Below are 23497 nucleotides of genomic sequence, written 5' to 3' on the forward strand. Positions count from 1 at the left end.
AGACTTCACGCCATGGCCGCCCCTCTCGGCTCCAAAGCCAATCCGTCCCAATATGACTGCTATCCCGATCTGGCCGAGGACGAGCCCTATTTCGTCATCCGCGCCCATGATCCGCTGTCCAGCGCGCTGGTGGAGCTGCACGCCTATATCGGCGCGGGCCAGCCCGGCGCGGCCCATAACAAGCTCGCCGAGATCATGGAGCTGACCCGCGACCGCGCGCCCCGTCCGGCGGGCAGTCCGAAATACCGCGAGACCTTCGCCATCTCCCAGTCCATGGAGCAATGGCGCGACACCCATCCCAAGAGCTGACAGGCCTCAACACAGAAAACCCGGCGCGCCAGGGGACAAGCGCGCCGGGTCAGTCTGAACGGTCAGTCTGAACGGTCAGGATGAACGGATCGGTCAGGAACGGCCCCGGCCAGGCGCGGTCTTGCGGGGGGAGGGGAACGCGCGCCCGACCGGTCCGTATCTCACCGAAGCCTCAGGCGGCGGACGCCTTCCGGCCTCCGGTGAGCAGTTTCGCGCCGGTCTTGCCATTGATGGCGATGCGGCGCGGCTTCATGGCCTCGGGCACTTCGCGCTCGAGGCGGATGGTCAGAAGCCCGTTCTCAAGGCGCGCTTCACGAACCTGGATATGATCAGCCAGGTGGAAGCGGCGCTCGAACGAGCGCTCGGCGATGCCGCGATGCAGGAAATTGCGGGAATCCTGCGCCTCGCCGGCGCCGCGCTTGCCGGCCACGCTCAGCACATTCTCCTGGATCTCGACATCGATATCGCTCTCGGAGAAGCCGGCCACGGCCAGTTCGATGATGTATTCGTGCTCGCCCACCTGCTCAATATTGTAGGGCGGATAGGCCACGCCGGTTTCCTGCTTGGCGGCGGTGTCGATCATGTCGGCCAGCCGGTCGAACCCGACAATGGTCCGGTAGAGCGGGGTGAAGTCCACAGTACGCATATGATCCTCCTTCGAAGCGATCACGCGATCCCCGGCTTGCCGGGAAGCGCTGTTTGCAGTTGCTTTTGCGCCTGATGTCCGGCCCGCATCGCGCAGCCCCGGCCTCAGGCGCCGTCTTTCGCCAGACCCCGTAAGGCGGCCTGGCAAAACCGATGTGGGAATCGATTTTCGTGTGCGCAAGAGGCGCCCGGCCGGGCTTGCCCGGCGGGGCTCTATTGGCCATGACTTTGGCTGTCCACAGCCAACCGGAGAGCCGCCATGCCCCGCCTTCGCCCTTTGCAGCTTCTGGCGCTGAGCGCCGCCCTGTGGCTGACCGCTTGCGGAGGCGGCGATAATGGCGATGCGCCGGAGACTGACCCCGGCGCCAATGGCGAAGCGCCCGCCGCCATGGATGAGGCGCCTGCGGGCAGCGAGCCGGCCGAGGCCCTGGACTTCACCCGTCTGGGCGATGTCACCGCCGCGCCCTGGCGCGATGCAGCGGCGCGCGCGCGCGATGGTGCGCGCAACCCGGTCGATACGCTGGAATTTTTCACCATCGATCCGTCCACGACCATTGTCGAAATCTGGCCGGGCGGGGGCTGGTATGCCGACATCCTGGCGCCCTGGATCCACGCTCATGGCGGGCGTTATATCGCCGCCTGGCCGCCGGTAGGGCCGGACAATGCCCGCGCCACCGCCCTGCGCGAGCGCTTTGCGGCGCGCTTTGACCACCCCGCCTTTGGCGAGCTGACCCTGGCCGGATTCGGACCTGAAGGATTTGAGGGGCTGGAGCCGGGCTCGGCGGACGCCATCCTGACCTTCCGCAATGTGCATAACTGGATGGCCGGCGGCTTCTCTGAAACCGCCTTCGAGAGCTTTTTCGAAGCGCTGAAGCCCGGCGGCATACTGGGCGTGGTCGAGCACCGCCTGCCCGCCAACCGGGTGCAGGACCCGCGCGCGGCGTCAGGCTATGTGCAGGAAGACTATGTGGTGGCGCTGGCCGCTGAAGCCGGGTTCGAACTGGCGGGCGCCAGCGAGATCAACGCCAACCCGGCCGACACCGCCGACCACCCTTTCGGGGTCTGGACCCTGCCGCCGGTGGGGCGCACCTCGCCGCTGGGCGAGCCCCATGATCCCAGCTTTGACCGCGCGCCGTTCGAAGAGATCGGGGAATCGGACCGCATGACGCTGCTGTTCCGCAAGCCCGTCAGCGAAGAATGATCGCCGCGCTGGCCATGGCGCTGGCGCTGGCCGGGACGCCGGTTCCCGATGCGCGCATCGTGCCGGCCGAGCGCGTGTTTGCGTTCTGGAGCCAGTACAACGCCCTGCCCGAAGAGGAACGCAACGCCTTCACCCTGCGCTATGGCCTGGGCGGTACGGGCCCCGGCGGCGAGGACTGGCGCTTCTGGACCGCGCTGGAGGGCGAGGACTGGGTGGAGATCACGCCTGGACCTGAAGGCGTGGTGACGCCGCCCGACCCGGACCGCCTGGCGGCGGGTTTGAGGCTCGCCACTGACGCCCCGCAAGGCGCGGTGCGCGCCGAGGTTCAGTTTGCACTGAGCGCCGCGCCGGCGCGTGTGTACGCCCTTGAAGAACTGCAGGCCGCCCTCGCCCAGTCGCGCGCCGCGCTGCGCCGCCAGCTGGGGCTGCGCGCCCTGATCGCGCCGCGCCCGCGCCGGATCGATTTCACGTTCGAAGGCCCGGCGCCGGACGCCTTCGCGGTGTTTGCCGATGGCCGCGAGCTGGAGCTCACCAGCGTGTTTGAAAACGTGATCCAGCTCGATCCCGGCGCCCGTGAGCTGCGCGGGGCGCAAACGATCCGCTTCGCCCGCGCCCCGCTTCATGCCGTGATCGTCGTGGCGAACTAGGGGCCCGGCCTGTGCGGCCGGGCCGGGAATCCCGGAGCCCGGCCGCTACTGCGCCGGGACAGCCAGATCAGGCGCATCCACATTCAGGAACCCGCCTGACTGGCGCTTCCACAGCTGTGCGTAGACGCCATCCTTCGCCAGCAGGGCGTCATGGGCGCCCTGCTCGATGACCCGGCCCTTCTCCATCACCACCAGCCGGTCGAGCATGGCGATGGTGGACAGCCGGTGCGCGATGGCGATCACGGTCTTGCCCTCCATCAGCTGGTAGAGCTGGTCCTGGATGGCGGCCTCGATTTCAGAATCAAGGGCTGAGGTGGCTTCGTCCAGCACCAGGATCGGCGCGTTCTTCAACAATATGCGCGCGATAGCGATGCGCTGGCGCTGGCCGCCGGACAGCTTCACCCCCCGCTCGCCCACATGGGCGTCATAGCCCATGCGGCCATCGATATCGGACAAGTCCGGGATGAAGGCGTCCGCTTGCGCCCGGCGGGCCGCCTCCATGACGGCTGCGTCGCCGGCATCGGCCGAGCCATAGGCGATATTATCCCGGATCGAGCGGTGCAGCAGGGAGGTGTCCTGCGTCACCATGCCGATCTGGCGGCGCAGCGAGTCTTGCGTGACCTGCGAGATATCCTGCCCGTCAATCGTGATGCGTCCGCCTTCCAGCTCGTAAAAGCGCAAAAGCAGATTGACCAGGGTGGACTTGCCCACGCCGGACCGCCCGACCAGCCCCACCTTCTCGCCCGGTGCGATATCAAGGTTGAGCCCGTCGATCACACCGGCCTCCTTGCCGTAATGGAAGGAAATGCTTTCAAACCGGATCGCGCCTTGCGTCACTTCCAGCGGCTTGGCGCCGGGCGCATCCTGGATGGCCTGTTCCTGCGCGATGGTGTTGATGCCGTCTTGTATCGTGCCGACCGCTTCGAACAGGCCGGCCGTCTCCCACAATATCCAGTCCGACATCGCCCGGATGCGCATGACGATAGCGACCGCGACGGCGACCACGCCCAGACCCACCAAACCCATCTGCCAGGCCACGATGACAGCGGCCGTCACCGCTACCAGCAGCGCCGCATTGAGCGTCTGCAAAAGCGTGTAGAGCCCGGTCACCAGCCGCATCTGCTTGTGCACCGTACCCATGAAACCGCTCATCGCATCGCGCGCATAGGCTTCCTCGCGGCGGGCATGGGCGAACAGCTTGATGGTCTGGATGTTGGTGTAGCTGTCAACGACACGCCCGGTCATCTCCGCGCGGGCGTCGGCCTGCTTCATGGAGATGTCGCGCAGACGCGGAATGAAGTGGACCAGAAGCCAGATATAGGCCGCCAGCCACGCGACCAGCGGGACCATCAGGAAGGGCTCGGCCCCGCCCACCAGCACCAGCGCGCCGATGAAATAGACGACCACATAGACGAAGATATCGAGCACCTTCATCACGGTTTCCCGGATGGCCAGCGCGGTCTGCATCACCTTCTGGCTGACCCGGCCGGCGAACTCGTCCTGGAAGAAGCTCATCGACTGGCCGAGGATGTAGCGGTGGGTCAGCCAGCGCGCGAGCATCGGGAAATTGCCGAATATCGTCTGGTGCGTGATCAGCGAATTGAACAGCACCAGCACCGGAAATCCGATCAGCACGAAGGCCGCCATGGCGATGAGCCCGGCCCCGTGTTCTTCAAACAGGGTCTCGCGGTCCGCCGCCGCCAGCCAGTCCACCAGCGTGCCGAGAAAGCCAAGGAATACGACCTCGAAGATCGACAGGATCGCGGTCAGCGCCGACAGCGTGACCAGCCATGGCCAGACCGGCCGCGTGTAGTGAATCACAAATCCGAGAAGGCTTCTGGGCGGCGCTTCCGGCTCGGTTGCGGGGAAAGGATCAACGCGGGTTTCGAAAAAACGGAACATCAAACTCTCGATTTCAAGACGCCGGGGCGCGGGCTTGCCGGCATGACCAGGACCGGTCTAGAACCTCAACCTATATTGAGGTCAAAGGTGAAATGCATGTCGAAGGCGCAATCTTGCAAGAAACTGCACAGCCTGAGCGTAGGCGATCTGGCGGCCCGGGCCGGGGTGAGCGTCTCCACACTGCATTTTTACGAAACGAAGGGGCTGATCGCCAGCACGCGCACAGGGGGAAACCAGCGCCGCTTTGGCCGCGACGTGCTGCGCCGTGTGGCGGTGATCCGTGTGGCCCAGCGCGCCGGCGTGCCGCTGGCCGAGATTCGCCAAGCGCTCGACGCCCTGCCCGCCCGGCGCACGCCCACTGCAGCTGACTGGGCGAAACTCTCTGAAGGCTGGAAAGCCCAGCTGGAAGCCCGCATCGCCAGCCTGACGCATCTGAAAGACCAGCTGGACGGCTGTATCGGCTGCGGCTGCCTGTCCCTGAGCGACTGCCCCTTGCGCAATCCCGGCGACGCGCTCGCCAAAGAAGGTCCGGGGGCAAGGCTGCTGCAAGGCTGACCCGCCCCCGACCCCTTTTCCGGCTAGTTCGCCGGGCAGCGCCCGCCGGTCAGGCGCGCGACCGCATCGGCGTCACCCTCAGTCTCCACAGGCGTCACGCCCAGCAGGCAGGTCACCAGCGCATACATGTCCAGATGACGCACCGGCCCGGTGCGCTCGCCCGCCGGGAAAGACGGACCGGCGCCGATCAGCACGGTGTGCATGGACGGGTCATTGGCGTCATAGCCGTGGGTGCCGCGCATGGTCAGGGCGCGGGTCGGCTCCGGCAACCGACCCGAGGTCAGCATCCAGCCGGCGTCGGCCATGATGAACACATCCGGCCCGCGGGTCGGGTGATCGATGCGGATATGGTCCGGCATCTCGCCGCGCCGCCAGACACGCAAATTAGGGTGCAGATCCTTCATGGCCTGATAGGCCGCTTCGGCGGCTGCCGGATCATCGGCGTAGAGATTCATGTAGGGCTGATAGGAATTGCCCCAGCGCCCGTGCACTTCGGGGATGAACACGCTGTCGATGTCAAAATGATCGTCGATGGTGATGACCCGCTCATTGCTGATCTCAGCCATGCCGTGATCGGACAGGAAGATGAAATCGGTGCGCTCCAGAAGGCCGCGCGCGTCCAGCTCGTCGATCATCTGGCCCAGGATCGCATCCACGCGCGCAATCGCCGCGCCATAACCGTCCGAATCCGGGCCGTAGCGGTGCCCTGAGCTGTCCGGTTCGTCGAAATACAGCGCAATCAGGCGCGGGCGCAGCTCGGTGGGGCCGTCCAGCCAGGTCATGGCCGCCGCCGGACGGTCCTCATAGGGCATGGTGTGGTGATAGGGGAACCAGCGCGTCGGCCGGTCGCCGTCAAACTGGTTCTCCGAACCCAGCCAGAACTGGATGGCGGTGCGCACGCCCTGGCGCTCGGCGGTGATCCAGAACGGCTCGCCATGCCACCAGCGCGCATCGCGCATGCTCTGCGGGTTGGTGAAGCGCTCTTCGAGCTCGCGGTCCCACGTATTGTTGTTGATGATGCCGTGATCTTCCGGATGCAGGCCGGTGGCCATGGAGTAGAACTGCACAAACGTGGAGGTCGGCGTGACCGGGATCAGGTGCTCGGCCTGCATGCCGCGCGCGGCCAGGGCGCGCATGTTGGGCACGTCATAAAGCTCCAGCGAATCCCAGCGCAGCCCGTCCACGGCGAACAGCACCACCAGCGTTTCGTCATCAGCTGATGCAGTGCGCGCGCTGGCGCCGGTCTGGGTGGTGGCGGCGCAGGAGGCCAGAACAAGCGCAGCAAACGGCGCGGCGAACAGGGCGAGCGGGCGCAGGCGGTCGAGCATCGGAGCGTTTCCTTGCGGCGGGTCGGGATCAAGCCTCTACCCTGCCCCTATGACAGCCCGGCGACAGGGTCAATCACGCCCGCGTGCGCTCAGCACCGGATCAGGCCGCCGCACACCTCCGGCGCGCCCTGGCAGCACTCATTGACCAGAAAGCCCAGAAGCTCGCGCACATGGGCGAAGTCCGGCGCATAGATGCGCTGGCGGCCATCCCGGCGCACGCTGACCAGCCCGGCGTTCAGCAGCACCGAGAGATGGGCCGAGAGATTGGACGCGCTCACCCCGGCGGCCTGCGCCAGCGCGCCCGCCGCCAGCCCATCCGGCCCCGCGCGCATCAGGGCGCGGAACACCGTCAGCCGGGTCTCGTGCGCCAGCGCAGCCAGCCGCCCTGCCGCCTCGGCGGTGAGCGCATCAGTCGTGATTGATACCGCAGCGGTCATGGCCATTTTCTCATTTCAATACTTCTTGAAATGTTTGAATGGTGAGCCTATCACACACTCACCACCGCGCGAAGGCGGGCTGGACTCCGGACGGGGCGATCATGAACATCCTCATTTTATGCACCGGCAATTCGGCGCGCTCCATATTGGGCGAGGCGCTGTTCAATGCGCTGGGCGAGGGCCGGGTGCGGGCGTTTTCCGCCGGCTCCAGCCCCAAGGGCGAGCCGCATCCTGAAGCGCTCGCCACGCTCAATCGCCATGGCCATGACGTCTCAGGCTTTCGCTCCAAGCGCTGGGATGAGTTCGAGGCGCCCGGCGCGCCGGTGATGGATGCGGTCATCACGGTGTGCGATTCGGCGGCCAATGAGCCCTGCCCGGTCTGGCCCGGCGCGCCCGCCCGCGCCCACTGGGGCCTGCCAGACCCGACCTATATCGATGATCCCGACGCTTGCCGCGCCGCGTTCGAGACGACGTATGCGGCGCTGGCCGCGCGCATCCGCCATGTGCTGGCCTCGGGCGCGGGATCGGAAGACCCCAAGGCGCTGACCGCCGCCCTCAAAGCCGCACACGAGGCGTGCTCATGATCGATGTCTCGAAAGACAAACCCGCCGCGGACATCGGCCTGTTTGAAAAATGGCTCTCGCTCTGGGTGGCGCTGGCGATTGGCGCTGGCGTCGGGCTCGGCGCGATCCTCCCTGACGCCTTCGCGGCGCTGGCGGCGATGGAATACGCCTCGGTCAACCTGCCCGTGGCGGTGCTGATCTGGGCCATGGTCTATCCCATGATGATCAGCGTGGACTTCACCAGCCTCGCCCGTGTCCACGAAAAGCCCAAGGGCCTGATCATCACCCTCATTGTGAACTGGCTGATCAAGCCCTTCACCATGGCGGCCCTGGCGGTGGTGTTCTTCGAATTCGTCTTCGCGCCCTTCATCGAGCCCGAGGATGCTGTGCAATACATCGCAGGGCTGATCATTCTGGGCGCGGCGCCGTGCACCGCCATGGTGTTCGTCTGGTCCCAGCTGACCAAGGGTGACCCCAACTACACACTGGTCCAGGTGGCGGCCAATGACGTGATCATGGTGTTCGCCTTCGCCCCCATCGTGGCGATCCTTCTGGGCGTGACCGACATCACCGTGCCCTGGGACACGCTGCTCTTGTCAGTGCTGCTCTATGTGGTGATCCCGCTGATCGCGGGCGTCGCCACACGGCTCTGGCTGACGCGCGGGCGCGAGCGGGCGTCGGGCGAGGCGCGGGTGGCGGGCTTCACCGGCCGGGTCAAACCGGCCTCGGTCATCGGCCTCATCGCCACGGTGGCGCTGCTGTTCGGATTTCAGGGCGATGTGATCCTGGATCGCCCGCTGGTGATCGCCATGATCGCGGTTCCCCTCCTGATCCAGGCCTATGGCATTTTCGCCGTCGCCTACGCCGCCGCCTGGGCGTGGAAGACGCCCCACGCCATCGCCGCGCCCTGCGCGCTCATCGGCACCTCGAACTTCTTCGAGCTGGCCGTCGCCGTGGCCATCGTCCTGTTCGGGGTCAATTCCGGCGCAGCGCTCGCCACCGTAGTGGGCGTGCTGGTGGAGGTGCCGGTGATGTTGTCCCTCGTCGCGCTGGCCAACCGCACGCGGCATCTGTTTCCGGCGGAGTGACTCAGATGAGCGCAGACACCCCCCAGCTGGACGAGGCGAGGTTCCAGACGCCCGATCGCGATCAGCTCTTCCCGCCCGCGCGCAACGAACACAAGCCGCGCATCCTTCTGCTCTACGGATCGCTGCGAGAAGTGTCCTACAGCCGCCTGGCGGCGGAAGAGGCGGCGCGCATTCTCGAACGGCTGGGCGCTGAGACGCGCTTTTTCAACCGGTCCGGCCTGCCTTTGCCCGACGATGCCGGGACGGACCATCCCAAGGTGGCCGAGCTGCGCGATCTGGTGACCTGGTGCGAGGGCATGGTGTGGTCGAGCCCCGAGCGCCATGGCGCCATGACCGGCGTGATGAAATCCCAGATCGACTGGATTCCACTTTCGCTGGGCGCGGTGCGGCCCACGCAAGGCAAGACGCTGGCGGTGATGCAGGTATGCGGCGGCTCGCAAAGCTTCAACACGGTCAATCAGCTGCGCGTGCTGGGCCGCTGGATGCGCCTGATCACCATCCCCAACCAGTCCTCCATCGCCAAGGCCTGGGCCGAGTTCGGCCCGGACGGGCGCATGCGCCCCTCGCCCTATTACGACCGCATCGTGGACGTGATGGAGGAGCTGGTGAAGTTCACCCTGCTGACCCGTGACAGCGCCGCCTATCTCGTGGACCGGTATTCCGAGCGCAAGGAGAGCGCGCAAGAGCTGATGGCCCGGGTAAACCAGGTTTCGCTAGAGGACGTCCAGCAGCGCTGACGCCTCGACACAAGGCGCGCCCCGGCCCTAGTCTGCAGGCTATTGCGATGTTTGGAGCCGCCCGATGATCCTTGCCGCCGCCCTTGCTGCGTTGTCTATCGACGCGGCCTCCGCTGCGCCGGGCAGCTATACGCTGAGCGCGGGCGAGCGGCGCTGCCGCATCGTGCTGGACGCGCCTTCGCGCACGCCGGAGGATTCCCTGATCGCGCCCGACGCGGTGTCCGGGCTGGTGATGGCCTTTCCCGATTGCCCTGAGGGGCTGGACGAGGCCGCCTTGTGGCGCGTCAATTCTGAAGATGGCGAGCTGGTGCTGTTTGACGGCGCAGGGACAGCGCTCCTGACCGCCCGCCAGGACGAAACGCGCCAGTGGCGCGGCGAGACGGCGGACGGGGCGCCTGTGCAGCTGTCTGCGCGCTAGAACCGGCCCCAGTCTCGACAAGGCCCTTGGCCAGGCGCTAAACCGGCGCGCAATAACAGCCCTTGGCCATAAACGCGCCCCGCTTTGCGGAGGACGCGAAGGAGGAAGCCTCATGTCCGGTCTGCGCGACATTCCCCATTACATCAACGGCGCGCGCGTCTCTGGCGCCTCGGGCCGCCAGGGCGATGTGTTCGATCCCAATACCGGCGCGGTTCAGGCGCGCGTGCCGCTGGCCAGCGCCGCCGAGCTGGCCAGGGCCGTCGAAACCGCCAAGGCCGTCCAGCCGGCCTGGGCCGCCACCAATCCCCAGCGCCGCGCACGCGTCATGTTCCGCTTCAAGGAGCTGATCGAGCGCGACATGGATGATCTGGCTCACCTGCTGGCCACCGAGCACGGCAAGGTGGTCGCCGACGCCAAGGGCGATATCCAGCGCGGGCTGGAGGTGATCGAGTTTGCCTGCGGGATACCGCATCTTCTCAAGGGCGAGTACACTGAGGGCGCCGGGCCGGGCATTGACGTCTATTCCATGCGCCAGCCGCTGGGCGTGGTGGCGGGCATCACCCCGTTCAACTTCCCCGCCATGATCCCGATGTGGATGTTCGGCGTCGCCATCGCCTGCGGCAACGCCTTCATCCTCAAGCCCAGCGAAAAAGACCCCAGCGTGCCGGTGCGCCTGGCCGAGCTGATGAGCGAGGCGGGCCTGCCTGACGGCGTGCTCAATGTGGTCCATGGCGACAAGGAGGCCGTGGACGCCATCCTGCATCATCCCGACATCAAGGCGGTAAGCTTTGTGGGCTCGTCGGACATCGCCCAGTACGTCTATGTGACCGGCGCGCAGAACGGCAAGCGGGTACAGGCCATGGGCGGCGCCAAGAACCACGCCATCATCCTGCCCGACGCCGATCTCGACCAGGTGGCGCGCGACCTGATCGGCTCGGCCTATGGTTCGGCGGGCGAGCGCTGCATGGCCCTGCCCGTGGCCGTACCGGTGGGCGACAAGACCGCTGATGCGCTGATCGCCAAAATCCTGCCCGAGATCGAGAAACTGGTGCCGGGCGTCTCCACCGACCCTGACGCGGTCTACGGCCCGGTGGTCTCCGCCGCCCACAAGGCGCGCGTGGAAGGCTATATCCAGATGGGCGTGGACGAAGGCGCAGAGCTGATCGTGGACGGGCGCGGCTTCACCCTGCAGGGCCATGAGGACGGTTTCTTCATCGGGCCGAGCCTGTTTGACCGGGTGCGCGCGGACATGCGCTCCTACCAGGAAGAGATTTTCGGCCCCGTCCTGCAGATCGTGCGCGCGAAAGACCTGGAAGAGGCCGCCCGCCTGCCCAGCGATCACCCCTATGGCAATGGCGTGGCCATCTTCACCCGCAACGGGCTGGCGGCGCGCGAGTTCGCCTCCAAGGTCAATGTGGGCATGGTGGGCGTCAATGTGCCGATCCCGGTGCCGGTGGCCTATCACACCTTCGGCGGCTGGAAGCGCTCGGCCTTCGGCGACACCAACCAGCACGGCATGGAAGGGGTGCGCTTCTTCACCAAGATCAAGACCGTCACCCAGCGCTGGCCCTCCGGCGAGGTAAGCGATCAGGCGTTTGTCATCCCGACGATGCAGTAGGGGCTCAAGAAGAGCGGCGCGGCCCTTACCCGGCAACCCGGTTCATGCCGATGGACCGATACAGGTGCAATGCGCCATGAGGGTTTGTGCTTTCAACCTTGAGGTCGACGAACGGGGCTTTGCGTTCGGCAAACGCATTGAACGCCATTTGCATCAGCGCAGCGCCCAGCCCCTTTCGCCGCCAGCGATGAGCAACGGCGATGTCCTTGACGAAGGCTGACGTCCAGCACTGGGCGAAGCCTGCAATTTCGCCGTCGCTGGCATCCATGACGACAAAGCAAAGCGCCGGGTCATATTCGCTGTCATCGTGTAGCTCAGGCCACCATTCTTCATAGGAGCGAACTGCACCGCCTCCATTCCGGTACGCATCATTGAGCAAACGGCGCGCCTTGAATGCGTGGCGGGCGGGGGTGAAGTCTTCGCAGCGCACCCCGTCAGGTAAGACGGGCGGTGATACGGCGCTCCGATCCAGCACCTTGCGAAACCGGATTGGCTCAGGACCGCTCAATTTTATCGGCTCCGAGGGCCCGTTTTTGTGGGGCCGGGATCGAGGCCGCACCGGGCTTCAGGTTCGCAATGCGCACGGGTTCGGCCTTCGACCAGTCAACGTAATCGGCGGAGTCATGGCTCTCCCGCCACGCGCGCTCTTCAGCCTCGCTGGCGAACACCGGAACGGTTTCAGGTTTTTTGCTCATGACTGGCCCCTAAACCTGCAGCCGGTATCCACCCGTTTCGGTGATCAGGAGGCGGGCGTTCTGGGGGTCGGGCTCGATCTTCTGGCGCAGCCGGTAGACATGGGTTTCCAGCGTGTGGGTGTTGGCCTCGCGGTGATAGCCCCAGACCTGGTCGAGCAGTTCCTCGCGCGGCACGGCGTTTCCGCCCGCGCGGTAGAGATAGCGCAATATCCCGGTCTCTTTCTCGGTCAGGCGGATTTTCTTCTCGTCGGCGGTGAGCAGCTGCTTCATGGCCGGCTTGAAACGGTAGGGTCCCAGGGGCAGGACCGCGTCCTCGCTGGCCTGGTGGCGCTTGAGCTGGGTGTGGACGCGCTCCAGCAGCACCACGAAGGATATGGGCTTGGCCAGGAAATCATCGGCGCCCGCGCGCAGGCCCTCGATATGGTCCTCGTCGCCGGACTGGGCGGTCAAAAGGATGATCGGCGTGGCCACGCCCTCCTGGCGCAGCTCGCGGCACGCCTCGCGCCCGTCCAGATCCGGCAGGCCCACATCCAGAATGATCAGATCGACCGGCTGGCTTCTGGCGATCTCCATGCCGGGCCGGGCCTCGGGGGCGGTGAGGACGGTAAATCCGTCTTCAAAACCGAACTGTTCGGCCAGCGCCTCACGCAGGAGGTCATCATCATCGACCAGAAGGATTGTGCGTGGGGTCATGGCGGATATGTCTCCCGGGCCCAGGCGGCGCACGCGTGAATCTTGCCTGTTCCGGCGCCGCGCGCAAGAAGATTGCGCCTTGCGCCGGAGGCGGCGGCGCGCCGGGCCATTGACGCGTCCGGGGCGCACAGTGAAGTGTGCGCCCTGCTGGCGGATAGGGTGGAGGCCCCTTCATGGACAGGCGCGTCTATGTATGTGCGCAAACCCGGCCGGATGAGCCTGGCCGCCATCTGTCCGGTCCCGGCTTCGGCCCCGTGCGCGCCGCCATTGGCCGCTCGGGCGTGATCGCCGCTGAGGACAAGCGTGAAGGCGATGGCGCGACCCCGCTGGGCGCCTGGCCGGTGCGCCGCGCGCTGTGGCGCGAGGACCGCCTGGCCAGACCGGACACGGCCCTGGTGCTGGACGCAATCGGCGCTGATGACGGCTGGAGCGATGATCCGTCCGATCCGGCCTATAACCGCCCCGTCAGATTGCCCTGGCCGGCCAGCCACGAGGTGATGACCCGCCAGGACGGGCTTTACGACATCGTGGTGGTGCTGGGTCATAATGATGATCCGCCTGTCCCGGGCCTTGGTTCTGCGATCTTCCTGCACTGCGTCAGCCCCGATTACGCCCCGACCGAAGGCTGCGTGGCGGTGGCGCGCGATGCGCTGATCGCGCTGCTCGCCCTGTTGCGCCCGGGCGATGTGATCGAGATCGTCTGAGCGTTCCGCCCGGCCCGCGCCCTCAATCGTCAATATCTTCGGGAAGGGGCGCCAGGCTGCGCGGCAGGATGGTCATACGAAAGGCGCGCCCGGGGTCCAGAGCCTCGCGCGCCAGCGCCGTGATTTCCTCCACCGTCACCTCGCGGTAATGGGCCTCGGCGGTGCGCAGATCCTCCAGCCGGTCCGGATCACTCTGGGAGCGCGCCAGGGCGCCGATCCAGAACGGATTGCGCTCGCGCTGTTCGCGCAGGCGCTCCAGCACGGGCTGGCGGGCGCGCTGCAACTCGTCCTCGGTGATCTCGCCTGACGCCATCACCCCGGCGATCTCGTCGACGATCTCGTACATGCGCGAGATATCGCTGACCGCCACATCAAGACCGGCCCACACAAAGCCGAAGCCGGGATAGACGGTGGAAGGCTGGCCCTGGACGATGGGCGAATAGGTGGCGCCCTCGCGCTCGCGGAAACGCTCGGTGGCCTTCAGGTCAAAGATCCCCGCCATCAATTGCAGCGCCCGGCGCCGCCGGGCGTCAAACCCGTCGCCGATGGGGAAGTAGACATTGGCCATGCCCTGATAGTCCTGCCCGTCGAAATGCAGCACCACAGGCTCGCGCGCCGGCTCGGGGAAGGAGATCTGACGGTTATGGTCAAACTCCGGCCAGCTTTCGGCGCGCTCAGGCAGGGCGCCAAACGTGGCGGCGGTCACCTCCATGGCCCGCTCCACGGTGACATCGCCCACAATGGTGATCTCCACCGGCGCCTCGGCCAGCGCCGGGGCCAGCATCTGGCGGGCATGATCCATGGTGAAGCCGGCGACCTCCTCGGCGGTGGGGAAGCCGAAGCGCGGATCGCCGCCGCGCAGCACGCGGCCGCCGCGATTGATCGCCACCTGGACGGCCTGGGCGTTCTGGCCGCGGCGCACTTCCTCTGCGATGGCGCGGAACTGGTTGAGCCCGTCCTCGCGCCAGCCCGGCGCGGTCATGAAGGCGGCCAGCACCTGCATCTGCAGCTCGAAATCGGACGGGGTGGTGGCGTTGGAGAAAAAGAAACTCTCCGAGCCCACGCCCAGCCCGTAGCTCACCGAGCGTCCGGCCAGCAGGCGCTGGAGCGCATCGCGGTCATGGGCCTCCAGCCCGCCGCCGCCAAACGCCGCGCCCAGTATGGAGCCGGCGGCCGGAACCGGCTGGTCGGTCATGTCGCCGGCGCCGAAATCCACGCGCACGCGCACCACGCGCGATTCAAAATCGGTGGGCTTCACATTCAGGCGCACGCCATTGGCGAAGCGCATCTGGGTGACGCCGAACTCCTCAAGCTCGGTGCGCTCGATCACCTGTCCGGCAGGGCCGAAATCGTCATAGGCGAAGGCGTCCGCATCGGTCTCCGCAGGCGGATCGACCCGTTCGGCGGTAGAGGCGAGCCAGGCTTCGCGCACGGCGGCCTCGCCTTCAGCCAGATCCTGATTGAGCGCCACCATCACATGGGGCGGCGCGGCCTCGAACGCGCGGCGGAAGGCCGCTTCGACGCGTCCAGGCGTGATGGAGGGCTCAAGCGCCTCGAACCAGTCGCGGGCGAATTCAGGATGATTGAACACCGCGCCGCGCAGCCATGCCGACCAGATGGAATCGGCCAGGCTGGTGGTCTGGCGCGTGCCGGCCTGATCGGCGCCGTTGCGCAGGGCCGTGCGGGTATTGGCCATCTGCTCGTCCAGCTCCGACCGGGTGAAGCCATGCTCCAGCGCCCGGCGCAGCTCCTGCTCGACCATGGCCACGCCCTCGCGCCAGCGATCGGGCGAGGACACGGCGAACACGCCGGCCCGGTTGGCCAGGCCAAATTGATTGACATGGCTCAGATTGGCCTGGACCAGAGGCGCGTCGCCACGATTGATCTGGGCCTGCAGCCGGCGCTGGACGATAGCCTGGCCCAGCTGGCGCAGCATCGCCTCCTCGCGGGCGGCGCGGGTGTCCAGCGCCGCCGGACCCGGCGCGATCATATCCACGGCGATGAGGGTGACGACGCCTGGATCGTGGAAGAAACCAAATTGCGGCTCGCTGGCGCGGGTCACCGCGCCAATCTCGGGATCACCGCCCGGCTCGCCAGGCTGGGTCCAGGTCTCGAAGCTCTCAACACGCTCCACATCCAGGCCCGGTATGGAGATGTCGAAGCCGTTGCGGATCTTGGCCTCGATCAGGTCAGGGTCGAAATCCCCGGTGACCACAAGAATGGCGCGCTCGGGACGGTAAAACGCCTCGTAATAGCGCACGAAGGCCTCGCGCGGGGCTGTCTCGATCACGTCAACCGTGCCGATGGGGTCACGCTCGGGGACCAGGGTGTCAGGATAGAGGAAGCGAAAATAGGCGCTGAAGAAGCGGTTGACCGGGGTGTTGCGAAAGCGCTCCTCGCCCAGGATCACGCCACGTTCGGATTCGATCTCCTCATCCAGGAACAACAGCTCCGAGGCGGTCTCGCGCATCAGGAACAGGGCGACGCCAAGAAGCTCTTCACTGGCCTGGGGCAGGTTGAGCTGATAGCCGACCAGATCGTGGCCTGTGAAGGCATTGGTGTCCGGCCCGAAGGCCAGGCCATAGCGCTCGAGCAGGCGCACCATCTCGTTCTGGGGCACGTTGGTGGTGCCCTTGAAGGCCATATGCTCGATGAAATGGGCCAGGCCCCGCTGGTCCTCGTCCTCGGACAGGGAGCCCACATTGAGCACCAGGCGCACCGCTGCGGTGTTTGACGGGGTGGCGTTGGCCATGATGGCGTAGCGCATGCCATTGTCCAGAACGCCGTAGCGCACGCCGGGATCGGCCGGGATGTCGCTGGCCTCATGCGGGAAATCCGCCGCCTCGAAGGCGGCCCGCAAGTCGCTTTCAGGCTCGCTGTGACGTTCGCACCCTGAAAGGGCCAAAAGCCCGCAAGCCAGCGCCAGCGCCAGAAGGGCGCGTCCGGTCATCATCGTCATCCGATACCTCGCACAGCCGTTCAATCCCCGCGCAAAAGGATAGGCGCCAAGCCTGGCCCGGCAAATGAAATTCAGGTCACAGAGACAAGTGGAGCCCGGCTCAGGCCGGTTCCACCTCGGCCACAGCCTCCACCGGATCATGCTCGGCCACCCAGTGGCCGGGCGCCACCTCGATCAGTTTCGGGCGGTATTGCTCGGCGTCGGGATCGTCGATCAGCTTGGACTTCATGAAGCGCAGCTGGGCGCGGGTATCGAGCGGGCTGGGCAGATCGCCGGTCAGCTTGATGCGCTCGCGTGTTTTCTCGATATCGGGATCGGGGATGGGCACTGCGCTGATCAGCGCTTTGGTGTAGGGGTGGCGCGCATCGGCGTAGATGGCGTCGCGGTCGGCCATCTCCACCACCCGGCCCAGATACAGCACCATCACCTTGTGGGAGACCTCGCGCACGACCGAAAGATCGTGGGAGATGAACATCATGGACAGGCCGAAATCGGCCTGCAGCCCGATCAGCAGATCAATGATCTGGGCCTGGATGGATACGTCCAGCGCGCTCACCGCCTCATCGCAGATCACCAGCTTGGGCTTGAGGATCATGGCCCGGGCGATGCCCACGCGCTGGTTCTGCCCGCCCGACAGCTCGTGGGGATAGCGGTTGATCATGTCCGGATCGAGCCCGACCCGGGCCATCATCGCGCGCACCTCGTCCTGGCGCTCGCGCGCGCTCATCGTCCGGCGGTAGGTGAGCATGGGCTCGGCGATGGAGGCGCCGATGGTCATGCGCGGATTGAGCGAGGCGAGCGGGTCCTGGAACACGATCTGCAGATCCTCGCGCGCGCTGCGCATCTCCTTGCGTTTCAGGGCCAGCAGATCCTTGCCGATCCAGCTGACCGCGCCGGCCTTTGACGGCACCAGGCGCAGCACGGCGCGCGCCAGCGTGGACTTGCCGCACCCGGACTCGCCCACAATCCCGATGGTCTCGCCCGGCTGCAGGGTGAAGCTCACCCCGTCCACTGCGCGCAGGGGCTGGGTTTTGGGAAACAGCCCGCCGCCCACCTTGACCGGAAACTGGACCTTGAGATCGTCGACCGTCAGCAGGGCCTCGCCGCCCTGGGCATCGCCGCGCACGGCCCGGCCGGTCAGCTTGCCCGGCTGGTCGATACGCGGCATGGCGTCCAGCAGCATGCGGGTATAATCGTGCTGGGGCTTGTGGAAGATCGTGCGCACATCGCCGGTCTCCACATAGGCGCCGTCCTTCATCACCTGCACCCGGTCGGCCATGCGCGCCACCACGCCCATGTCATGGGTGATCAGGGCGATGGCCGCGCCGGTCTCGGCTTTCAGCTCGTCCATGATGTCGAGCACCTGGGCCTGGACGGTGACGTCCAGTGCGGTGGTGGGCTCGTCGGCGATCAGAAGATCCGGCCCGCACAGCATGGCCATGGCGATCATCACGCGCTGGCGCATGCCGCCGGACAGCTCGTGCGGAAATTGCGACAGGCGCCGGCGCGCCTCGGGGATGCGCACGCGCTCCAGCCATTCCACGCAGCGCTTCTCGGCCTCTTCGCCGCGCAGCTTCAGGTGAACGTCCAGAACTTCCTTGAGCTGGTCGCCCACGCGCATATGCGGGGTCAGCGAGGTGAGCGGGTCCTGGAAGATCATGGTCATCTTCTTGCCGCGCACCCGGTTGAGCTTGCGCGGCGACAGATTGAGGATCTCCTGGCCGTCATAGCGGATGGAGCCTTCCGCCTTGCCGTTGGAGGCCAGCAGCCCCATGGCGGCCAGAAAGGTCTGGCTCTTGCCCGATCCCGATTCGCCCACCACGGCGAGACACTCGCCCGGCTTGATCTGCAGGTTCACCCCTCGCACGGCGTTTACCTGGCCGTCAGGGGTGTCAAAGCGCACGTGAAGGTCGGACACCTGCAAGATGGGGGCGGACGTCTGGGTCAAGGCGGCGGTCCTGTGCAGCCAAAATCGAAAATCGCGCCCAACATACCCGCTCGCGCCATGATGGCCAGCACGCGCGGCGCCCGGCGCGCTATAGTTCCGGCAAGATTTGATTCGCCCCCTTGACCCGGTTCCGCCATGAGCGATGACAAGCCCGCACAAACCGGCCTCACGGTGAACAGTGAAGCTGTGCTCGCCGCCCTGCCCGATGCGGCGGCTGTGATGGACCATTCGGGCTCGATCATCATGGTCAACCCCGCCTTCCGCCAGGCCTTCGGTAAAGGTCCATGGGCGGGACGCCCGGTGCAGGACGTGCCTGCGCCCCTGACCTTGCGCTCTCTAGGCGACGGGCTGGGGCTGGTCATGCCCGGACCTTTGGCCAATACCAGCGACATGCCGGTCTCCAACGAGATCAGCGCGTGGACATTCGACCTCGCCTCACGGCATGTGCGCCTGACCGGGCCGGTGCTGACCCTTCTGGGCTTTCCCGGCGCCGAACTCACTATTGATATTGATGAATGGGCCAGCCGCGTCGCGCCGGCAGACCGGATCCTGATGTCGGGCGCCACCTGGTCGATGATGATAAATGGTTTAGCCGACGTGGAGTACCGCGTGCGCGCCCAGTCGGGCGAGTATGTCTGGCTCAATCTGCGCGGCGGCGCCAGCGAGTATTCGAAAGACGGCCAGCCCGTGCGTTATTCGGGTTTCGTGGCCGGCCTCGAGCACCGCAAGCGGCTCGATCAGGCCTTTATCGAACGCGAGCGCGCTCTGGGCGAGGCGGTCAGCGCCGGACTGGCGGGCAGCTGGAATTTCGATGTGAAGGCTTCGCGCCTGACCGGGCGCGGGCTGGTGATGGAATGGCTGGGCAAGCCCGCAGGCGGCGGGCCGGTGGACCCGGACGAATGGCTGGCCATCGTCCATCCCGATGACCAGGAAACAGCCCTTGGCGTCTACAAGCGCCTGGGCCGCGGCGAGCCGGTGGAAGTGTTTGATTACCGCATCCGCGCCAAGCAGGGCTGGCGCTGGGTGCGCACGCGCGGCGCGGTTGTGGCCCGCGGCAAGGACGGCAAGGCGCTGCGTGTGGCCGGCGTTCTGATCGATGTGACATCGGAGCGCAATTATGCTGCAGCTCTGGAAGCCGAAAAGCAGCGCTTTGAATCGCTCTACCGCTCCACCCCGGTCATGCTCCATTCGCTGGATGCGCAAGGGCGCACCTTGCTGGTCAATGATCTGTGGTGCGCGCGCATGGGATACAGCGAGGAAGAGGCCCGCCAGCGCCATGGCTGGGATTTCTTCATCGCCGAGGACGCCAGGCGCATTCGCGAGGAAATCTTCCCCGAGACTATCCGCAAGGGATCGATTGACCATGTCTCGCTCACCGCGCTGACCCGCAGCGGCGAGCCCATCGAGGTGCGCCTGTCGGCCTTCGTCGAGTATGATGGCGAAGGCCAGCCCCTGATCGCCCATGGCGCATTTTCCGATGTCAGCGACCTCAATGAGGCGCGCCGGGATCTGGAGCGCCAGGCCGCTGCGCTGGAGCGCTCCAATCGCGAGCTGGACCGGTTCGCCACCATCGCCTCCCACGATCTGCAGGAGCCCCTGCGCAAGATTTCCGCTTTCGCCAGCCTGTTGTCGCGGCGCTATCAGGACCAGATCGACGCGGACGGGCGCCAGAGCCTGGACTATCTGGTGGACGCCGCCGGGCGCATGCGCCGGCTCATCGATGACCTGCTGGCCTATTCACGCGCCTCCAAACGCGATCTGGAGCCTGAGCCGGTGAATCTGGACGCGCTCCTGACCGAAACCCTCGAAGGGCTCAGCCTGATGGTGGCCGAGGCCCGGGCAGAGATTGATGCCGGACCGCTGCCCGAGGTGCAGGCCGACCTGGTTCTGATGCGGCTATTGCTCCAGAATCTGCTGACCAATGCGCTCAAATACCGCAAGGGTCCGCATGTGCGCATTGTTGTGCGCGCCGAGCGGGAGCCCGACGCCTGGCGCATCACCGTGGCCGATGACGGCATCGGCTTTGATCCGCGCTTCGCCGAAAAAGTGTTTGCGCCCTTTCCAGCGCCTGCACACCCGCGAAGCCTATGCCGGGACCGGGATCGGGCTGGCCATCTGTCAGCAGGCGGTGGAGCGCCATGGCGGGCGCATCTGGGTGGACGCCGAGAGCGGGCAAGGCGCGCGCTTCCACTTCACCCTGCCCGACCAGCCCGGCGACAGCGCCTCACAGCCCGCTCAGGGGGCGATCGCCTCACCGGCCCAGTCAAACACCTGACCGGTGTCTGCAGGGGTGAGCGCGTCGATCACGCCAAGCAGGCTTTCAGCCGCAAAGCCGGGCGTAAACAGCTTGCCCTCCGGCACGCTGCGCTGAAACGGGGCGGACAGGGCTGTGTCCACCGTGCCGGGATGCAGGCCGGCGCAGACCGCCCCGGGCGCCTTGCGCGCCAGTTCGATGGAGAGCGTGCGGATCAGCTGGTTGAGGGCGGCCTTGGACGCCCGGTAGCCGTGCCAGCCGCCCAGCTGGTTATCGCTGATGGAGCCCACACGCGCCGATAGCGCAGCCCAGACCGCCTTTTGCGGCGCATCCCGGCTGCCCCGGGCGAGATGATCGAGCGTATGGCGCGCGATCAGGGCCGGACCGATCAGATTGATGCGCATCAGCTCGGCCAGGCGCTCTGCGTCCAGATCGCGCCAGGATTTCTCCGGCTGCAGTTCCGCCCCGTCATGGAGCACGCCGGTGGCGGCGATCACCAGATGCAGCGGGCCGTCCTTCGCCGCCGCGCGGGCGGCGGCCTCGATGCTGTCCGGTTCAGCAAAATCGGCGGTCAGGGCGCGCGCGCCGGACAGGCTCTGCGGCCGGCGCGAAACCGTGAAGAGCGCGCCGCAGCGCGGATCGGCGCCGAGCGCGCGCGCAAACGCGCCGCCTATTGCGCCGCCCGCGCCAAACACCAGCGCGCGGTAGTTCTCAGGCAGGGATGTCAGGGTCAGGCTCATGGCGCGATGAGCTAGTGCGCCGGGCGGGCGAGTCGAGGCTCGGAACGCGTGCGTGTCAGATCATCAGGGCGTCGCGGTGACGCGAGGCGGCCGCCTCCATCACCTTGGCCAGCAGCTCGCGGGCGCGCCGCGGAGCGCCCTTGCCGCTAAAATAGAGATTCTTGTCCAGAAGATTGACGCCTGTTCCAATCCGCTCTTCATCCACCCCGGCTGATCCGGTCAGCACCAGGATCGGCGCTTCGCCCGCATGGGACTGCAACAGGCCCACAGTCTCGTTGGGATCGGTGGAATCAGGCAGGCGCAGATCGGCGATGATCAGGTCATAGGCGCGACGGCGCAGCTTGAAGGCGGCGTCGCGCAAGGTGCGCACCACTTCCATGGTCAGCCCATAGCCCCCGGCATCGCGCAGCGCCTGCTGCAGCAGCATGGCGTCGGCGAAATCGTCCTCGACGTGGAGCACGTTCAGTTCAGGGGCCACGGACTTCACCTCCAGAGTTGGAATAGGGGTATGCTCACTAGCTTAAGCCAGGGTTAACCAGCCCCGGTTCCGGCCACGCTGGCCGGGATCGCCAGGCCGGCCCGGCGGGCGCAGGCGCGCACGGTATTGATCAGCAGCATGGCGATAGTCATGGGCCCCACCCCGCCGGGCACCGGCGTGATGAAATCGGCGATATCCAGCGCCGCTTCATAGTCGGCATCACCGGTCAGGGCGCTGCTTCCGTCCGGGCGCGCGACCCGGTTGATGCCCACATCGATGACCGTGGCGCCAGGGCGGATCCAGTCCGCCTTGACCATGCCGGGCCGCCCGGCCGCTGCAATCAGGATATCCGCCTGGCGCGCCAGCGCCGGCAGGTCGCGGGTGCGCGAATGGGCCAGCGAGACCGTGCAGTCGGCGTCCAGGAACAGAAGGGCGGCGGGCTTGCCCACCAGGATGGAGCGTCCGATCACCACCACATGGCGGCCGGTGAGATCGCCCAGCGCCTGGCGCGCCAGATAGACGCAGCCCGCCGGCGTGCACGGGCGCAGGCCCGGCGCGCCCAGCACCAGGGCGCCCGCACTGGCGGCGGTGAGCCCGTCCACATCCTTGGCCGGATCAATGGCCTGCACCACCGTCTGGGCGTCCAGCCCTGCGGGCAAAGGCAGCTGGACCAGAATGCCGTCCACAACCGGATCAATATTGAGCCGGCCGATGAGGGCGAGGAGCTCGTCCTGGCTGACGCTGGCGGGCAGGCGGTGCTCCACCGAAATCATGCCCGCGCTTTCGGTGCGGCGGACCTTGTTTCGCACATAGACCTGACTGGCCGGGTCCTCGCCGGCCAGCACCACCGCCAGGCAGGGCGGGCGGCCCAGCGTCTGCGTCAGCTCCAGCGCGCCCGCGCGCGCGGCCTGGTCCAGCCCTTCGGCGGCGGCCTTGCCGTCGATCAGCACGGCGCGCCGGCCCGAGGGGCGCAAAATCGGATCTTGCACTGTCATGGCGCGCGCTCATGGACCCGCGCCCGGTCCGGCGTCAAGCCCTGCGTCAGCCCAGCGCGCCCCAGAGCTGGCCCATCACCAGCCAGTCGCGCACGAAGAACACGAGCAGCAGCAGAACCAGCGGCGAGAAATCGATGCCGCCCAGCGACGGCAGGATGCGCCGGATCGGGTTGAGCAAGGGCGCGGTGATGGCTTCCGTAACCCGTCCGATGGTGGACACCAGCTGATTGCGCGGATTGACCACGTTGAAACCCACCAGCCAGCTCAGGATCACATTGATGAAGATCACGATCACCAAAAGCGTCAGCACCGGGTGGATGAAATAGGCGATCAGGGCCTGTCCGAATGTCATTTTGCCTCCTGGCCGGATAAGCGGCGGTCACGGGTCTGGCTTACCCGGCGCGCGCCCGCCTAGCAAGGCGCAGGGGCGCTGGCCGGCGCGCTTGACAACATACCGGCGCGTCCGTACCTGATCGCGCCTCATGGAGCGGGGCCGTAGCTCAGTTGGTAGAGCGCGTCGTTCGCAATGACGAGGTCAGGGGTTCGATTCCCCTCGGCTCCACCAGCTTCCGCCTTCCCCGCC

24 protein-coding genes, 1 tRNA gene and 1 pseudogene are annotated in these 23497 nt (G+C 66.7%); 13 read left to right on the forward strand and 13 right to left on the reverse strand.

Annotated elements, in window-relative coordinates:
• Positions 1-12: 12 nt before the first annotated feature.
• Positions 13-309 carry an aspartate decarboxylase gene (locus F1654_RS06370; RefSeq protein WP_150022696.1) on the forward strand — a complete coding sequence of 99 codons (297 nt, stop codon included), beginning with the start codon at positions 13-15 and terminating at the stop codon, positions 307-309.
• Between the two features lie 172 nt (positions 310-481).
• Here F1654_RS06370 and F1654_RS06375 read toward each other — a convergent pair whose 3' ends face one another.
• The gene (locus F1654_RS06375; RefSeq protein WP_150022697.1) at positions 482-955 is read right to left on the reverse strand and encodes an Hsp20 family protein; all 474 of its coding nucleotides are present in this window, start codon (positions 953-955) and stop codon (positions 482-484) included.
• 258 nt (positions 956-1213) lie between these two features.
• On the opposite strand from F1654_RS06375, the gene F1654_RS06380 reads away from it, so the two are divergent.
• Together F1654_RS06380 and F1654_RS06385 are read left to right on the forward strand one after the other, a co-directional pair.
• Positions 1214-2155 (forward strand): class I SAM-dependent methyltransferase, encoded by a 942-nt coding sequence (locus F1654_RS06380; protein WP_150022698.1) that lies wholly within the window; start codon positions 1214-1216, stop codon positions 2153-2155.
• The gene (locus F1654_RS06385; RefSeq protein WP_150022699.1) at positions 2152-2802 is read left to right on the forward strand and encodes a hypothetical protein; all 651 of its coding nucleotides are present in this window, start codon (positions 2152-2154) and stop codon (positions 2800-2802) included. Before F1654_RS06380 ends, F1654_RS06385 begins: the two co-directional genes overlap by 4 nt.
• A 45-nt stretch (positions 2803-2847) precedes the next feature.
• On the opposite strand, the gene F1654_RS06390 is transcribed toward F1654_RS06385, so the two are convergent.
• On the reverse strand, positions 2848-4704 hold the full coding sequence (locus F1654_RS06390) for an ABC transporter ATP-binding protein (RefSeq protein WP_150022700.1): 1857 nt from the start codon (positions 4702-4704) through the stop codon (positions 2848-2850).
• 96 nt (positions 4705-4800) lie between these two features.
• On the opposite strand from F1654_RS06390, the gene soxR reads away from it, so the two are divergent.
• Complete coding sequence (gene soxR / locus F1654_RS06395) at positions 4801-5259, forward strand: redox-sensitive transcriptional activator SoxR (RefSeq protein ID WP_150022701.1); 459 nt, start codon at positions 4801-4803, stop codon at positions 5257-5259.
• A gap of 23 nt (positions 5260-5282) precedes the next feature.
• On the opposite strand, the gene F1654_RS06400 is transcribed toward soxR, so the two are convergent.
• The gene (locus F1654_RS06400; protein ID WP_150022702.1) at positions 5283-6587 is read right to left on the reverse strand and encodes an alkaline phosphatase family protein; all 1305 of its coding nucleotides are present in this window, start codon (positions 6585-6587) and stop codon (positions 5283-5285) included.
• Positions 6588-6676: 89 nt separating this feature from the next.
• On the reverse strand, positions 6677-7024 hold the full coding sequence (locus F1654_RS06405; protein WP_150022703.1) for an ArsR/SmtB family transcription factor: 348 nt from the start codon (positions 7022-7024) through the stop codon (positions 6677-6679).
• Positions 7025-7125: 101 nt separating this feature from the next.
• Here F1654_RS06405 and F1654_RS06410 point away from each other — a divergent pair, with 101 nt between their 5' ends.
• The 5 genes from F1654_RS06410 to F1654_RS06430 all read left to right on the forward strand — a co-directional run bounded on the left by F1654_RS06410 (position 7126) and on the right by F1654_RS06430 (position 11448).
• Positions 7126-7608, forward strand: a complete 483-nt coding sequence (locus F1654_RS06410; RefSeq protein WP_150022704.1) for an arsenate reductase ArsC — start codon at positions 7126-7128, stop codon at positions 7606-7608.
• Positions 7605-8675, forward strand: coding sequence for an ACR3 family arsenite efflux transporter (gene arsB, locus F1654_RS06415; protein WP_150022705.1), 1071 nt, complete (start codon positions 7605-7607; stop codon positions 8673-8675). The genes F1654_RS06410 and arsB overlap by 4 nt, the downstream gene beginning before the upstream one ends.
• A 5-nt stretch (positions 8676-8680) precedes the next feature.
• The gene (gene arsH, locus F1654_RS06420; RefSeq protein WP_150022706.1) at positions 8681-9412 is read left to right on the forward strand and encodes an arsenical resistance protein ArsH; all 732 of its coding nucleotides are present in this window, start codon (positions 8681-8683) and stop codon (positions 9410-9412) included.
• 64 nt (positions 9413-9476) lie between these two features.
• A complete protein-coding gene (locus F1654_RS06425) occupies positions 9477-9830 on the forward strand; it encodes a hypothetical protein (RefSeq protein WP_150022707.1) in 354 nt (117 codons plus the stop codon).
• Between the two features lie 121 nt (positions 9831-9951).
• Positions 9952-11448, forward strand: a complete 1497-nt coding sequence (locus tag F1654_RS06430; RefSeq protein WP_150023367.1) for a CoA-acylating methylmalonate-semialdehyde dehydrogenase — start codon at positions 9952-9954, stop codon at positions 11446-11448.
• A 25-nt stretch (positions 11449-11473) separates the two neighbouring features.
• Here F1654_RS06430 and F1654_RS06435 read toward each other — a convergent pair whose 3' ends face one another.
• Genes F1654_RS06435 through F1654_RS06445 form a run of 3 tightly spaced genes read right to left on the reverse strand, consistent with a single transcriptional unit; the run spans position 11474 to position 12836 of the window.
• Positions 11474-11956: a GNAT family N-acetyltransferase gene (locus F1654_RS06435; protein WP_199200486.1), complete on the reverse strand. Its 483-nt coding sequence runs from the start codon at positions 11954-11956 to the stop codon at positions 11474-11476.
• The gene (locus tag F1654_RS06440; RefSeq protein ID WP_150022708.1) at positions 11943-12143 is read right to left on the reverse strand and encodes a CopG family antitoxin; all 201 of its coding nucleotides are present in this window, start codon (positions 12141-12143) and stop codon (positions 11943-11945) included. Before F1654_RS06440 ends, F1654_RS06435 begins: the two co-directional genes overlap by 14 nt.
• Before the next feature lie 9 nt (positions 12144-12152).
• Positions 12153-12836: a response regulator transcription factor gene (locus tag F1654_RS06445; protein ID WP_150022709.1), complete on the reverse strand. Its 684-nt coding sequence runs from the start codon at positions 12834-12836 to the stop codon at positions 12153-12155.
• Between the two features lie 173 nt (positions 12837-13009).
• Here F1654_RS06445 and F1654_RS06450 point away from each other — a divergent pair, with 173 nt between their 5' ends.
• Positions 13010-13540, forward strand: coding sequence for a L,D-transpeptidase family protein (locus F1654_RS06450; protein ID WP_150022710.1), 531 nt, complete (start codon positions 13010-13012; stop codon positions 13538-13540).
• A gap of 22 nt (positions 13541-13562) precedes the next feature.
• On the opposite strand, the gene F1654_RS06455 is transcribed toward F1654_RS06450, so the two are convergent.
• On the reverse strand, positions 13563-16490 hold the full coding sequence (locus F1654_RS06455; RefSeq protein WP_233205173.1) for a M16 family metallopeptidase: 2928 nt from the start codon (positions 16488-16490) through the stop codon (positions 13563-13565).
• 109 nt (positions 16491-16599) lie between these two features.
• Positions 16600-18447, reverse strand: a complete 1848-nt coding sequence (locus F1654_RS06460; RefSeq protein WP_150022712.1) for an ABC transporter ATP-binding protein — start codon at positions 18445-18447, stop codon at positions 16600-16602.
• 135 nt (positions 18448-18582) lie between these two features.
• On the opposite strand from F1654_RS06460, the pseudogene F1654_RS14015 reads away from it, so the two are divergent.
• Positions 18583-20484, forward strand: a pseudogene (locus F1654_RS14015) (PAS domain-containing protein); the annotation flags it as partial.
• Positions 20456-20722 (forward strand): ATP-binding protein, encoded by a 267-nt coding sequence (locus F1654_RS14175; protein ID WP_408628245.1) that lies wholly within the window; start codon positions 20456-20458, stop codon positions 20720-20722. The pseudogene F1654_RS14015 and the gene F1654_RS14175, both read left to right, overlap by 29 nt.
• Here F1654_RS14175 and F1654_RS14020 read toward each other — a convergent pair.
• The 4 genes from F1654_RS14020 to F1654_RS06485 are packed head-to-tail and all read right to left on the reverse strand — an operon-like array spanning position 20683 to position 23266.
• Complete coding sequence (locus tag F1654_RS14020; protein ID WP_150022714.1) at positions 20683-21441, reverse strand: SDR family NAD(P)-dependent oxidoreductase; 759 nt, start codon at positions 21439-21441, stop codon at positions 20683-20685. The genes F1654_RS14175 and F1654_RS14020 overlap by 40 nt on opposite strands.
• A 55-nt stretch (positions 21442-21496) precedes the next feature.
• The gene (locus F1654_RS06475) at positions 21497-21919 is read right to left on the reverse strand and encodes a response regulator (RefSeq protein WP_150022715.1); all 423 of its coding nucleotides are present in this window, start codon (positions 21917-21919) and stop codon (positions 21497-21499) included.
• 53 nt (positions 21920-21972) lie between these two features.
• Entirely contained in the window at positions 21973-22914 is a 942-nt protein-coding gene (gene folD / locus F1654_RS06480; RefSeq protein ID WP_150022716.1) for a bifunctional methylenetetrahydrofolate dehydrogenase/methenyltetrahydrofolate cyclohydrolase FolD, read from the reverse strand.
• A gap of 46 nt (positions 22915-22960) precedes the next feature.
• Positions 22961-23266, reverse strand: coding sequence for a YggT family protein (locus F1654_RS06485; RefSeq protein WP_150022717.1), 306 nt, complete (start codon positions 23264-23266; stop codon positions 22961-22963).
• A gap of 137 nt (positions 23267-23403) precedes the next feature.
• On the opposite strand from F1654_RS06485, the gene F1654_RS06490 reads away from it, so the two are divergent.
• Positions 23404-23479, forward strand: a tRNA-Ala gene (locus F1654_RS06490).
• The last annotated feature ends 18 nt before the right edge of the window (positions 23480-23497 follow it).

Source organism: Alkalicaulis satelles (assembly GCF_008630495.1).
Taxonomy (GTDB): Bacteria; Pseudomonadota; Alphaproteobacteria; order Caulobacterales; family Maricaulaceae; genus Oceanicaulis; species Oceanicaulis satelles.

What these genes read in the sequence shown, in the direction of transcription:
- F1654_RS06370 (WP_150022696.1), top strand. Translation starts at nt 13, where the DNA reads ATGGCCGCCCCTCTCGGCTCCAAAGCCAATCCGTCCCAATATGACTGC.
- F1654_RS06375 (WP_150022697.1), bottom strand. Translation starts at nt 955, where the DNA reads ATGCGTACTGTGGACTTCACCCCGCTCTACCGGACCATTGTCGGGTTC.
- F1654_RS06380 (WP_150022698.1), top strand. Translation starts at nt 1,214, where the DNA reads ATGCCCCGCCTTCGCCCTTTGCAGCTTCTGGCGCTGAGCGCCGCCCTG.
- F1654_RS06385 (WP_150022699.1), top strand. Translation starts at nt 2,152, where the DNA reads ATGATCGCCGCGCTGGCCATGGCGCTGGCGCTGGCCGGGACGCCGGTT.
- F1654_RS06390 (WP_150022700.1), bottom strand. Translation starts at nt 4,704, where the DNA reads ATGTTCCGTTTTTTCGAAACCCGCGTTGATCCTTTCCCCGCAACCGAG.
- soxR (WP_150022701.1), top strand. Translation starts at nt 4,801, where the DNA reads ATGTCGAAGGCGCAATCTTGCAAGAAACTGCACAGCCTGAGCGTAGGC.
- F1654_RS06400 (WP_150022702.1), bottom strand. Translation starts at nt 6,587, where the DNA reads ATGCTCGACCGCCTGCGCCCGCTCGCCCTGTTCGCCGCGCCGTTTGCT.
- F1654_RS06405 (WP_150022703.1), bottom strand. Translation starts at nt 7,024, where the DNA reads ATGACCGCTGCGGTATCAATCACGACTGATGCGCTCACCGCCGAGGCG.
- F1654_RS06410 (WP_150022704.1), top strand. Translation starts at nt 7,126, where the DNA reads ATGAACATCCTCATTTTATGCACCGGCAATTCGGCGCGCTCCATATTG.
- arsB (WP_150022705.1), top strand. Translation starts at nt 7,605, where the DNA reads ATGATCGATGTCTCGAAAGACAAACCCGCCGCGGACATCGGCCTGTTT.
- arsH (WP_150022706.1), top strand. Translation starts at nt 8,681, where the DNA reads ATGAGCGCAGACACCCCCCAGCTGGACGAGGCGAGGTTCCAGACGCCC.
- F1654_RS06425 (WP_150022707.1), top strand. Translation starts at nt 9,477, where the DNA reads ATGATCCTTGCCGCCGCCCTTGCTGCGTTGTCTATCGACGCGGCCTCC.
- F1654_RS06440 (WP_150022708.1), bottom strand. Translation starts at nt 12,143, where the DNA reads ATGAGCAAAAAACCTGAAACCGTTCCGGTGTTCGCCAGCGAGGCTGAA.
- F1654_RS06445 (WP_150022709.1), bottom strand. Translation starts at nt 12,836, where the DNA reads ATGACCCCACGCACAATCCTTCTGGTCGATGATGATGACCTCCTGCGT.
- F1654_RS06450 (WP_150022710.1), top strand. Translation starts at nt 13,010, where the DNA reads ATGGACAGGCGCGTCTATGTATGTGCGCAAACCCGGCCGGATGAGCCT.
- F1654_RS06455 (WP_233205173.1), bottom strand. Translation starts at nt 16,490, where the DNA reads ATGACCGGACGCGCCCTTCTGGCGCTGGCGCTGGCTTGCGGGCTTTTG.
- F1654_RS14175 (WP_408628245.1), top strand. Translation starts at nt 20,456, where the DNA reads ATGACGGCATCGGCTTTGATCCGCGCTTCGCCGAAAAAGTGTTTGCGC.
- F1654_RS14020 (WP_150022714.1), bottom strand. Translation starts at nt 21,441, where the DNA reads ATGAGCCTGACCCTGACATCCCTGCCTGAGAACTACCGCGCGCTGGTG.
- folD (WP_150022716.1), bottom strand. Translation starts at nt 22,914, where the DNA reads ATGACAGTGCAAGATCCGATTTTGCGCCCCTCGGGCCGGCGCGCCGTG.
- F1654_RS06485 (WP_150022717.1), bottom strand. Translation starts at nt 23,266, where the DNA reads ATGACATTCGGACAGGCCCTGATCGCCTATTTCATCCACCCGGTGCTG.